At 52.1% G+C, this 12,172-nt stretch carries 8 protein-coding genes and 7 tRNA genes; 2 read left to right on the plus strand and 13 right to left on the minus strand.

The genetic code is table 11. The features are described 5' to 3' along the window. Positions 1-40: 40 nt before the first annotated feature. From C0557_RS06790 to nagB, 13 genes are all read right to left on the minus strand, one after another. Positions 41-625 carry a hypothetical protein gene (locus C0557_RS06790; RefSeq protein ID WP_208657946.1) on the minus strand — a complete coding sequence of 195 codons (585 nt, stop codon included), beginning with the start codon at positions 623-625 and terminating at the stop codon, positions 41-43. A gap of 117 nt (positions 626-742) precedes the next feature. Next, positions 743-817: transfer RNA gene (locus C0557_RS06795), tRNA-Gln, on the minus strand. Positions 818-850: 33 nt separating this feature from the next. Beyond that, positions 851-925 (minus strand) — tRNA-Gln (locus C0557_RS06800). A 45-nt stretch (positions 926-970) separates the two neighbouring features. Then, positions 971-1,047, minus strand: a tRNA-Met gene (locus C0557_RS06805). Between the two features lie 28 nt (positions 1,048-1,075). Next, positions 1,076-1,150 (minus strand) — tRNA-Gln (locus C0557_RS06810). 38 nt (positions 1,151-1,188) lie between these two features. Further along, positions 1,189-1,263 (minus strand) — tRNA-Gln (locus C0557_RS06815). 22 nt (positions 1,264-1,285) lie between these two features. Continuing rightward, a tRNA-Leu gene (locus C0557_RS06820) sits at positions 1,286-1,370 on the minus strand. 10 nt (positions 1,371-1,380) lie between these two features. Beyond that, a tRNA-Met gene (locus C0557_RS06825) sits at positions 1,381-1,457 on the minus strand. A 222-nt stretch (positions 1,458-1,679) separates the two neighbouring features. Continuing rightward, on the minus strand, positions 1,680-3,344 hold the full coding sequence (gene asnB, locus C0557_RS06830) for an asparagine synthase B (protein ID WP_208657947.1): 1,665 nt from the start codon (positions 3,342-3,344) through the stop codon (positions 1,680-1,682). A 256-nt stretch (positions 3,345-3,600) separates the two neighbouring features. Continuing rightward, the gene (locus C0557_RS06835) at positions 3,601-4,353 is read right to left on the minus strand and encodes an HAD-IIA family hydrolase (RefSeq protein WP_007373873.1); all 753 of its coding nucleotides are present in this window, start codon (positions 4,351-4,353) and stop codon (positions 3,601-3,603) included. A 41-nt stretch (positions 4,354-4,394) separates the two neighbouring features. Next, on the minus strand, positions 4,395-5,615 hold the full coding sequence (locus C0557_RS06840) for an N-acetylglucosamine repressor (protein ID WP_208657948.1): 1,221 nt from the start codon (positions 5,613-5,615) through the stop codon (positions 4,395-4,397). Between the two features lie 9 nt (positions 5,616-5,624). Beyond that, the gene (gene nagA / locus C0557_RS06845; protein WP_208657949.1) at positions 5,625-6,773 is read right to left on the minus strand and encodes an N-acetylglucosamine-6-phosphate deacetylase; all 1,149 of its coding nucleotides are present in this window, start codon (positions 6,771-6,773) and stop codon (positions 5,625-5,627) included. A 62-nt stretch (positions 6,774-6,835) separates the two neighbouring features. Then, complete coding sequence (nagB, locus tag C0557_RS06850) at positions 6,836-7,636, minus strand: glucosamine-6-phosphate deaminase (RefSeq protein WP_043954270.1); 801 nt, start codon at positions 7,634-7,636, stop codon at positions 6,836-6,838. 350 nt (positions 7,637-7,986) lie between these two features. Here nagB and nagE point away from each other — a divergent pair, with 350 nt between their 5' ends. Together nagE and glnS are read left to right on the plus strand one after the other, a co-directional pair. Then, on the plus strand, positions 7,987-10,008 hold the full coding sequence (gene nagE, locus C0557_RS06855) for an N-acetylglucosamine-specific PTS transporter subunit IIBC (protein WP_208657950.1): 2,022 nt from the start codon (positions 7,987-7,989) through the stop codon (positions 10,006-10,008). A gap of 294 nt (positions 10,009-10,302) precedes the next feature. After that, positions 10,303-11,970 (plus strand): glutamine--tRNA ligase, encoded by a 1,668-nt coding sequence (gene glnS, locus C0557_RS06860; protein ID WP_208657951.1) that lies wholly within the window; start codon positions 10,303-10,305, stop codon positions 11,968-11,970. Positions 11,971-12,172: the final 202 nt, after the last annotated feature.

Genomic DNA, 12,172 nt, shown 5'->3' on the forward strand with positions numbered 1-12,172 from the left:
TGTGCCGCGAGTATTCAGTGCTCGCGGCCTTTGATTTGCATTAGCGTAACGAAAGCAGTACATCCAGCGCGGTACGTACGCGCATTTTCTGTTGGAAAAAGGCTTGGTAGCCGTCAGCGGCTTCAACACGCTGCAATACCCATGCGCCGGCGCGCATATCCCGCATTGTTGTTAACGTATGGTAGATGGGCAGCAGCAGAAGTAAAAATGCCGCCACTGCTGCGATCCCGGCATAGCTCGTCCACACAATTTCCCGCGTCTGCTGTATCAACAGTCCTAAGGTCATTAACTGCAAAATGATCCGGGCAATAAAGCCCCGCCAGTAGAACTGCTGAAGACGTTCTGGCGTACGAAAACAGGGGTTTTTAAGCGAAGCGCGTTGTTCTTCCAGTGGAATGCCTTGCATGTAAACTTTCCAGTTGGATATTTCGCTGAGCAGCGTGGCCTGGCCATGCTGGCTGAGCGTGTGCAGTCGCATCGAAACCAGCACCGGAAACACGAGACCCATAAGCAGACCATACAAAAAAGGGGCTGAGAGACCGAAAAAAGCCAGCGCCAGGCAAAATACACCTAACAGAATGTAGAGCGGGGAGTAGAGTGGGAAGGCTGTTGTCTGGTAATTCATGATGTCATCCCTGCTGAGTAAGGGTTTAAATTACCACTGATTTTTGCGGGATACTCGCTACCAATTCCGGGGATGCAAAACAAAAAAGCCCGCCGAAGCGAGCTTTTTTGCATTAAGTGGCTGGGGTACGAGGATTCGAACCTCGGAATGGTGGAATCAGAATCCACTGCCTTACCGCTTGGCGATACCCCAAATGCGCGCCCACAAAAGCAGACGTCTTTGAGATGGCTGGGGTACGAGGATTCGAACCTCGGGATGGTGGAATCAGAATCCACTGCCTTACCGCTTGGCGATACCCCAACAAATCTTTCAGGTTTAATACGCTAAAGTACTACACCTTAAATATGGTGGCTACGACGGGAATCGAACCTGTGACCCCAGCATTATGAGTGCTGTGCTCTAACCAGCTGAGCTACGTAGCCAAATTTTACTGCTTACCCAGTCATCGACTGGCTGGGGTACCTGGATTCGAACCAGGGAATGCCGGTATCAAAAACCGGTGCCTTACCGCTTGGCGATACCCCAACGACTGACGCGCTTACACGCAGGAGTCGAAGAAGATATGGCTGGGGTACCTGGATTCGAACCAGGGAATGCCGGTATCAAAAACCGGTGCCTTACCGCTTGGCGATACCCCATCCGTGCAACGCCTGTTGGGAATGGTGCGGGAGGCGAGACTTGAACTCGCACACCTTGCGGCGCCAGAACCTAAATCTGGTGCGTCTACCAATTTCGCCACTCCCGCAAAAAAAAGATGGTGGCTACGACGGGAATCGAACCTGTGACCCCAGCATTATGAGTGCTGTGCTCTAACCAGCTGAGCTACGTAGCCATCTTTTTTTTCGCGTTACCTTATCGGCGTTGCGGGGCGCATTATGCGTATTGGGCCTTACAGCGTCAATACCTTTTTCATCGAAAATTGCCGTAATGTGACTGTTTGGTTAGGTTGCGAACAGCATGGATGCTTTATTCAACAAAATTCGAATTTATTCATGAAATCAGTGATACAAAAAAATACGGGCCCCTCAGGACCCGTAAGGATAACCGCCACTTATTAATAAGCGGACTGGTGAATACCCACTGCGCGACCTGACGGATCGTTCATGGTTTTGAATGCTTCATCCCACTCAAATGCTTTAGCCGAAGAGCAGGCGACGGACGGACCACCAGGCACGCATTCTGCTGCGCTTGGCAGGGGGAACAGCTCTTCAAAGATTTCGCGGTACAAATACGCTTCTTTTGACGCTGGCGTGTTGTACGGGAAGCGATAGCTGGCGGTCGCCAGTTGCTGATCCGTCACCTGCTGCGCCGCCACTTCTTTCAGCGTATCGATCCAACTGTAACCTACACCGTCGGAGAACTGCTCTTTCTGGCGCCACGCTACGCTTGCCGGCAGATAGGATTCAAAACATTCGCGCAGAATGTGTTTTTCCATTTTGCCGTTGCTGCCGCACATTTTGTCCTGCGGGTTGATGCGCATTGCCACGTCGAGGAACTTCTTATCGAGGAACGGAACGCGTGCTTCAACGCCCCAGGCCGACATCGCTTTGTTCGCACGCGCGCAGTCAAACATATGCAGCGCTTGTAGTTTGCGGACGGTCTCTTCATGCAGTTCTTTGGCATCTGGCGCTTTATGGAAGTAGAGATAGCCGCCGAATACTTCATCAGAACCTTCGCCGGAGAGCACCATTTTGATGCCCATCGCTTTGATTTTACGCGACATCAGGTACATCGGGGTTGAAGCGCGAATAGTCGTCACGTCATAAGTTTCGATGTGATAGATAACGTCGCGGATCGCATCCAGACCTTCCTGCACGGTGAAGTGAATTTCGTGGTGCACGGTGCCGAGATGGTTAGCCACTTCCTGCGCGGCTTTCAGATCCGGCGCGCCTTTCAGGCCAACGGCAAAGGAGTGCAATTGCGGCCACCAGGCTTCAGAACGCTCCTGATCCTCAACGCGACGCGCCGCGAATTTCTTGGTGATGGCTGAAATGACAGAAGAATCCAGACCGCCGGAGAGCAGCACGCCATACGGCACGTCTGACATCAGATGGCTTTTCACCGCGTCTTCCAGCGCCTGGCGCAGCTCGGCTTTATCCGTCACATTGTCTTTTACGGCGTCATAGTCAAACCAGTCGCGCTGATAGTAAGAATGGATTTCACCGTCTTTGCTCCACAGGTAGCTGCCAGCCGGAAACTCTTTAATCGTGCGGCAAACCGGTACCAGCGCTTTCATTTCTGAGGCAACATAAAAGTTGCCGTGCTCATCGTGACCCATATACAGCGGAATAATACCGATATGGTCGCGGCCAATCAGGTAAGCATCTTTTTCACTGTCATACAGCGCGAAAGCAAACATCCCCTGCAAATCGTCGAGGAATTCCGGGCCTTTCTCCTGATACAGCGCGAGGATCACTTCACAGTCGGAACCGGTCTGGAATGCATAGCGATCGCCGTATTCTGCGCGCAGCGCCTGATGGTTGTAGATTTCACCGTTAACCGCCAGCGCATGCGTTTTTTTCTCGTTATATAGCGGCTGCGCGCCAGCATTGACGTCAACAATAGAAAGACGCTCATGGGCCAGAATGGCTTTGTCACTTGCATACACGCCGGACCAATCCGGGCCGCGGTGGCGCATCAGGCGGGATAATTCCAGCGCTTTTTTACGTAATTCTGCTGCGTCGGTTTTAATATCCAGTACGCCAAAAATTGAACACATAGACTTCTCCGTTAATCTTGAGGGCATTGCTGTAATGTTGTGTGCTTGCGTTCAAAATGCCGCAAAAACGCAGGCGCGCGCAAGCCTTTTGCACGCACAAACTTAAAAAGTGCAATAGTGATTATCGAATGCTGAAAAAAGAGTACAGATTGAACTCTGTTATTGATGAATCAGCAAAATAAAGCGCTTTTTGTTGAATGACGTTGTTTTTTGTCATGCGCAAAATGAAAAACCACGTCCGAAGACGTGGTTTCTGTCAGATAACATCAATTTCCGCGACGGAGGGATAAATCCACGAAGGGCGAAACGGCATGGCATCAATATCATCGATTTGCGAAACGCCCGAGAGCACCAGGATGGTCTCCAGACCGGCCTGAAAACCGGCCAGAATGTCGGTACGCAGGTTGTCGCCGACAATCACCGTCTGCTCCGAGTGTGCCTGCATCGTATTCAGCGCGGCGCGGATGATCCACGGGCTGGGTTTGCCGACGTAAAATGGTTTACGGCCAGAAATCTTTTCGATACCTGCACACAGCGCGCCGCACGCAGGGTAAAAACCGCGTCCGTGGGTGTCCGGGTTGGTGGCGATAAAGCGTGCGCCATTGGCGACAAAGAAGGCCGCTTTGTGCATCATTTCCCAGTTATAGGAGCGGGTCTCGCCGACGATGACAAAATCCGGGTTGATGTCGGTAATGGTAAAGCCTGCTTTATAAAGCTCATGGATCAGCGCGCCTTCACCAACAACATAGGCTTTTTTCCCTTCCTGGCGCTTGAGGAAATCCGCGGTGGCCATGGCCGAGGTATAAAAGACGCTGGCGGGCACATCAATACCGGCGGAGATAAAGCGGTTCGCCAGATCCTGGCCGGTCTGAGAAGGATAATTCGTCAACAGCACCAGCGGCATGCCTTTCTCAAGGATGCGCGTGATGAACTCTGCCGCGCCAGGCACCGCTACGTTATCGTGCATCAGCACGCCGTCGATATCACAGATTACATTCTGAATGGTCATGGACTGTCCGGATAAAAATGAAGTAATAACTATAAACCCTGTCAGTTTTCCAGCAAACGTTGCAGCAGCAGACCGTTCAACATGGCGCGTTTCACCAGCGCGAATGCGCCGATAGCCGAGCGATGATCCAGCGTGGAAGGCACCACCGGCAGGTTTTTGCGAAACGCTTTCAGCGCCTGGGTATTGATACAGGCTTCAATGGCGGGGAGCAGGACTTTGCTGGCTTCAACAATCTCGCCTGCGATCACGACTTTTTGCGGATTAAACAGGTTGATGGCAATCGCAATGGTTTTACCAAGATGGCGGCCGACATATTCGATTACCTCACAGGCCAACGCGTCGCCTTTATTTGCGGCTTTACAGATTGCTTTAATCGAACAATCATCCAGCGTGATGCGGCTTTGATAACCCTGCTCAAGCAGATGGCGTACGCGCTGTTCAATGGCAGCATTGGCGGCAATAGTCTCCAGACAGCCGAAGTTACCGCAGTGGCAACGCTCGCCCAGCGGCTCGACCTGCACGTGACCGATCTCGCCTACGTTACCGTTACGACCAATAAAAATACGGCCGTTGGAGATGATCCCGGCACCGGTGCCGCGATGCACGCGCACCAAAATAGAGTCTTCGCAATCCTGACTTGCTCCAAAATAGTGCTCGGCAAGCGCCAGACTGCGAATGTCATGGCCCACAAAACAGGTCAATTTAAAGCGTTTTTCCAGCGCTTCCACTAGCCCCCAGTTTTCGACCTGGATATGCGGCATGTAACGGATGACGCCGCTTTCCGGATCGACCAGCCCCGGCAGGATGATCGAAATGGCGATCAGTTCGCGGATCTTACGCTGGCTGGTTTCAATAAACAGGCTGATGGTATTAAGCAGCGCATGCTCGAGTGTTTCCTGGGTGCGTTCTGGTAAAGGGTAGTGCTCTTCGGCCAGCACTTTGCTGCTCAGATCGTACAGCGTCAGCGTGGTGTCATAGCGACCAAGACGCACGCCGATAGCCTGAAAACTGCGGGTTTCGGTGACGATGGAGATGGCGCGGCGGCCTCCGGTGGAGGCCTGTTGATCGACTTCTTTGATCAATCCGCGTTCAATGAGTTGACGCGTGATTTTGGTCACGCTGGCAGGAGCAAGCTGGCTTTGTTCGGCAATCTGAATGCGCGAAATGGGGCCATGTTGATCAATCAGGCGGTAAACCGCCGCGCTGTTAAGCTGTTTTACGAGGTCAACGTTACCAATTTGAGCCTGTCCGCCTGATGTCATACTTTCTCTTTATGCAGTGACGACCTCGTTGCCATTAACGATGGTCTTGATGATTTTATAATCGCGTGTGAACGCAGTCAGGTTCGCCACTTTGCCGATGGCGAGGCTGCCTAAACGGTTGTCAACGCCAATGGCGCGAGCGGGGTAGAGTGTTGCCATACGCAGCGCTTCGTCCAGTGCGATGCCGACGTGCTCTACCAGATTGCGTACCCCTTCAATCATTGTCAGGGAGGAACCGCTCAGCGTTCCGTTTTCGTCCACACACAACCCATTCCGGTAGTATATTGTTTTGCCAGCAAAAATAAATTGATCAATGTTTGCACCCGCTGGTGCGGTCGCGTCGGTCACCAGGCAAAGTTTGTCACCTTTCAGACGTTTAGCGTTACGGATATTAACGTAATCGACGTGCAACCCGTCGGCAATAACGCCACAGTAAACATCCGCATCATCAAGCACCGCGCCAGCCAGACCCGGCTCGCGACCGGTAATGTATGGCATGGCATTATAAAGATGCGTCGCAAAAGTGATCCCGGCGCGGAATCCGGCTTTCGCCTCTTTCAGCGTGGCGTTAGAGTGCCCGGCGGAGACCACAATGCCTGCATCCGACAGTTGACGAATGACTTCGTCGCCTGCCATTTCCGGTGCCAGCGTTACCTTGGTGATAACATCTGCGTTCTGGCACAGGAAATCGACCAGCGTAGGTTCCGGTTTACGCACAAACGCCGGGTTATGGGTGCCTTTTTTAACGATATTCAGCCACGGCCCTTCCAGATGAAGACCGAGCGCCTGATTCGGGTATTTCGCCAGGTAATCGCGCATCACCTGCACGCCCTGTTTCATTAATTCGTCACTGGAGGTGATCAGTGTCGGCAGGTAGCTGGTGCAGCCGGATCTTTCGTTCGCCTGCTGCATGATCTCCAGCGTTTTCACGCTTACCGCTTCTGCGGTGTCATTAAACTGCACGCCGCCACAGCCGTTAAGCTGCACGTCGATAAAGCCGGGGGCCAGAATGGCGCCATTCAACGAGCGTTGTTCGATTCCCGTCGGCAACTCGTCCTGTGGGCAAAGACGTTCAATCAGGCCATTGGCAATCACAACCGCGTGATTATCCAGAATTTCATGGCCGGTGTAGATTCGGCAATGGGTTAAAGCATACATAACGACCCCCGGTTACAAATATGTACCGCTCCGCAGTCATCCCTTGCGGAGCGGAAACTGAATTACAGACCTTTGATGTTTTCCGCTTCTAACTCGTTGAAGTATTTCAGCGTTTTAACTTTCAGCTCCATCGTGGACGGTTCATCGCAGACGATGACTGCTTTCGGATGCAACTGCAGGCAACTAATGGTCCACATATGGTTTACGTTGCCTTCTACTGCCGCCTGCAGAGCCTGCGCTTTCACGCCGCCAAGTACCAGGATCATCACTTCTTCCGCGTCAAGCAGCGTGCCTACGCCGACAGTCAGCGCGTATTTCGGCACCAGGTCCACGTCGCCGTCAAAAAAGCGAGAGTTCGCCACGCGGGTGTCATGAGTCAGGGTTTTAATGCGCGTGCGTGAAGCCAGAGAAGAGGCCGGTTCGTTAAACGCAATGTGCCCGTCGTTACCTACGCCGCCCATAAACAGGTGAATTTTGCCGTAGGAACGGATTTTTTCTTCATAGCGGCGGCATTCTGCGTCAATATCAGGCGCATTGCCATCCAGCAGGTTAATATTTTCTGCCGGAATATCAACGTGATCAAAGAAGTTGCGGTGCATAAAGCTATGGTAGCTTTCCGGATGCTCTTTCGGCAGACCAACATATTCATCCATGTTGAAGGTGACAACGTGCTGGAAACTAACCTGGCCTGCTTTGTGCATCTCAACCAGTGCTTTGTAAGCGGTGAGCGGCGTACCACCGGTTGGCAGACCAAGGATAAACGGACGATCTGCCGTCGGTTTGAATGCGTTGATACGATTTACGATATGGCGGGCTGCCCATTTTCCGACTTGTTCAGCTGTCGCCAGGGGAATCAGTCTCATTGTTCACCTCAAAGTTAAATGAATAAAGTTGGCGGAATGCTTGCTGGCTCGGTGTTAAGCGTAACCTGAATGCGTTACAGAGCGGGAGCAGTCCGTCTTGATATTTTTGATCATAAAATAAGTTTTGCTTGTTTGCTAGCAGTTGGGAGGCTTATTGACGATAGTTAGTGACTTTTATCACAAAAAAAATGCTTTTAATTTGCGAGGCGAATTAATTTTTCACACACTCTGCAAGGTAGTGAAAAAATAGCCTGTAGGGTAGTGAATAAATAGCCGTGATTTCAGGTTAGTTACACAATAAAAAACGACTGTTTCAGTGAGCTCACGATGGGTTCATAGGGGGAATAAAAGTGAGTATTCTAGGTTATTTACAAAAGATTGGCCGCGCGCTGATGGTGCCTGTCGCCACTCTGCCCGCGGCGGCGATACTGATGGGTGTCGGCTACTGGATTGACCCGGTAGGCTGGGGGGGACAAAACGCGCTGGCGGCGTTTTTCATCCAATCCGGTTCTGCCATTATCGATAACATGGGTGTGCTGTTCGCGGTGGGTGTCGCTTACGGTATGTCCAAAGATAAAGATGGCGCTGCTGCGCTTGCCGGCTTTGTCGGCTTCCTGGTATTGACCACGCTGTGTTCACCTGCTGCGGTCGCCATGATCCAAAAAATTCCTGCGGATCAGGTACCTGCTGCATTCGGCAAAATCAAAAACCAGTTTATTGGTATTCTGGTCGGGATTATTGCCGCCGAACTTTACAACCGCTTCAGCAATGTCGAATTGCCGAAAGCGCTCTCCTTCTTCAGCGGCCGCCGTCTGGTGCCGATCCTCACATCGTTTGTGATGATCGTGGTCGCATTCATCATGATGTTTATCTGGCCGGTCGTGTTTAGCGGTCTGGTAGGTTTTGGTGAACATATCCAGAAAATGGGTTCAATCGGTGCGGGTGTCTACGCCTTCTTTAACCGTCTGCTGATCCCGGTTGGTCTGCATCACGCGCTGAACTCCGTGTTCTGGTTCGATGTTGCTGGCATCAATGACATTCCTAACTTCCTCGGCGGCGCACAGTCTATCGAAGCCGGTAAAGCGGTTGTCGGCATCACTGGTCGTTACCAGGCGGGCTTCTTCCCGATCATGATGTTCGGTCTGCCGGGTGCGGCGCTGGCGATTTATCACTGCGCACGTCCGGAAAACAAAGCCAAAGTACTGGGCATCATGATGGCCGGTGCGTTTGCCGCGTTCTTCACTGGTATTACTGAACCGCTGGAATTCTCCTTCATGTTCGTGGCGCCGGTATTGTATGTCATCCACTCAATTCTGACCGGTATCTCTGTTTTCATCGCCGCGAGCATGCACTGGATTGCCGGTTTCGGCTTTAGTGCGGGTCTGGTGGATTTGGTGCTCTCTTCGCGTAACCCGCTGGCAACCCAGTGGTGGATGCTGATCCCGCAGGGGCTGGTATTCTTCGTTATCTACTACGTGATCTTCCGCTTCACGATCACCAAATTCAACCTGCTGACGCCGGGTCGTGAGTTGGCTGTTGCCGGTGATGAAACTGATGGTCAGGATGTAAACGTAAGCGCGGATACAGAGCAGGATGTGAGTGGGCTGGCGCGTCAGTATATTGCCGCAGTTGGCGGTACTGATAACCTGACCGGCATTGATGCTTGTATCACCCGTTTGCGTCTGAACGTGAAAGATTCTGCACTGGTGAACGATGCGCTGGCTAAACGCCTGGGCGCAACCGGCGTTATCCGTCTGAACAAAACCAGCGTGCAGATCATCGTTGGTTTTGTGGCGGAAAAAATCGCCAATGCGATGAAGACCACCGGCCATGTTCCGGCTGCAGGTAATGCAGCGCCAGCCGCTGCGCCAGTGGCGAGTGCCAAGCCTCAGGCTGTACCGAACGCAACAGTGATTGCTGAACTGGTATCGCCGGTAACGGGTGAACTGGTTGCGCTGGATCAAGTCCCTGATGAAGCTTTCGCCAGCAAAGCTGTTGGCGACGGTGTAGCGGTGAAACCAACCGAAAGCATTGTGGTTTCTCCGGCAGCGGGCACCATCGTTAAAATCTTCAATACCAACCACGCATTCTGCCTGGAAACCGAAAAAGGCGCTGAAATCGTTGTGCATATGGGCATCGATACCGTGGCGTTGGGCGGACAGGGCTTTACGCGACTGGTGGAAGAAGGTGCCGAAGTTGTGGCGGGCCAGCCGATACTGGAAATGGATCTGGCGTACCTCAATGCCAATGCCCGCTCAATGATTAGTCCGGTAGTCGTCAGCAATATCGATGACTTTAGCGGTCTGGTTATCAAGGCGCAGGGCCAGCTTGTTGCCGGTCAGACGCCGCTGTATGAGATTAAAGGCAAGTAGTCGCTCCTGAGTAAGCATTAAGCCTTAAGCGGCGGGGGAGAACCTCCGCCGCTTTTTTTTGCTCCGTATTTAATCAATGCCATACTGTTGCCGCTTTATTACAGGGGATACGATGAAACGGATGCGCTTTTCACACTGTTTGCCACGGTTGCAGAGAGGCTGCCCACGAGCACAAGCCGTAGCCGATTACCTTTCCAGCGGGCAACGCTGATTTGTATAAGTAAAGGTTGTTTCCTGCGCCCTGTTATTAGATCATATGCCGTTATACGTTGTTTACGCCTTGAGGAACCCCTGATGAGTGAGGCTGAAGCCCGCCCGACTAACTTTATTCGCCAGATCATTGATGAAGATCTGGCCAGTGGTAAGCACACTACCATCCACACCCGTTTTCCGCCGGAGCCGAATGGCTACCTGCACATCGGTCATGCGAAATCTATCTGCCTGAACTTCGGCATTGCGCAAGATTACCAGGGCCAGTGCAATCTGCGTTTTGATGATACCAACCCGGCTAAAGAAGACATCGAATACGTTGAATCGATCAAGAACGACGTGCAATGGTTGGGCTTTCACTGGTCTGGCGACATCTGCTACTCCTCGGATTACTTCGACAAGCTGTATCAGTATGCGATCGAGCTGATCAACAAAGGCCTGGCCTATGTTGACGAGCTTTCTGCTGATGAAATCCGTGAATATCGCGGTACGCTGACTCAGCCGGGTAAAAACAGCCCGTTCCGCGATCGCAGCGTAGAAGAGAACCTGGCGCTGTTTGAGAAAATGCGTTCCGGCGGCTTTGAGGAAGGTAAAGCATGCCTGCGCGCGAAGATCGATATGGCATCGCCGTTTATCGTGATGCGCGATCCGGTGCTGTATCGCATTAAATTTGCAGAACACCACCAGACCGGTAACAAGTGGTGCATCTACCCGATGTACGACTTTACCCACTGCATCAGCGATGCGCTGGAAGGCATTACGCACTCCCTGTGTACGCTGGAGTTCCAGGACAACCGTCGTCTTTACGACTGGGTGCTGGATAACATCACTATTCCGGTTCATCCGCGCCAGTACGAGTTTTCGCGTCTGAATCTGGAATACACCGTGATGTCGAAGCGCAAACTGAACCAGTTGGTGACCGAGAAGCATGTGGAAGGCTGGGATGACCCACGTATGCCGACCATTTCAGGTCTGCGCCGCCGTGGTTATACTGCCGCTTCCATCCGTGAATTCTGTAAACGCATAGGCGTGACCAAGCAGGACAACACCATCGAGATGGCTTCGCTGGAATCTTGCATCCGTGAAGATCTTAACGAGAATGCGCCACGCGCAATGGCGGTTATCGATCCGGTGAAACTGGTTATCGAAAACTATCCGCAGGGCGGCAGCGAAATCGTCACCATGCCGAACCATCCGAATAAACCGGAGATGGGCACGCGTGAAGTGCCGTTTAGCGGCGAGATCTGGATCGATCGCGCAGATTTCCGTGAAGAAGCGAATAAGCAATACAAACGTCTGGTGCTGGGCAAAGAAGTGCGCCTGCGCAACGCGTATGTGATTAAAGCTGAACGCGTGGAGAAAGATGGCGAAGGCAATATCACTACCATTTTCTGCTCTTATGATGCGGATACTCTGAGCAAAGATCCGGCTGATGGCCGTAAAGTGAAAGGTGTGATCCACTGGGTAAGCGCGCAGCATGCGTTGCCGGTAGAAATCCGTCTCTACGATCGCCTGTTCAGTGTACCGAACCCGGGCGCGGCGGATGATTTCCTTGCCACCATCAATCCTGAATCACTGGTGATCAAGCAGGGCTATGCTGAACCCTCTCTGAAAGAGGCGCAGGCGGGTAAAGCGTATCAGTTCGAGCGCGAAGGTTATTTCTGCCTCGACAGCCGTTATGCAAGCGCTACCAAACCTGTCTTCAACCGCACCGTTGGGCTGCGCGATACCTGGGCAAAAATGGGTGACTGATTAAGTCAATCACAGACAATCAGCTTAAAACGCCGCGAACTGCGGCGTTTTTTTTGCTTATTCATTAGGTGATTACCGCATAATATATTCTCGACGCGAATTAATGTCGTCTCTTATTGATATTAACTTAACCCACCTGAAAAGATCGGAAAGCGATAATTTTAGCTATATATAAGATGTAATCGCTACCAGTAAGCATTAT

This window comes from Kosakonia sp. MUSA4, assembly GCF_013085925.1.
GTDB classification, from domain to species: domain Bacteria; phylum Pseudomonadota; class Gammaproteobacteria; order Enterobacterales; family Enterobacteriaceae; genus Kosakonia; species Kosakonia sacchari_B.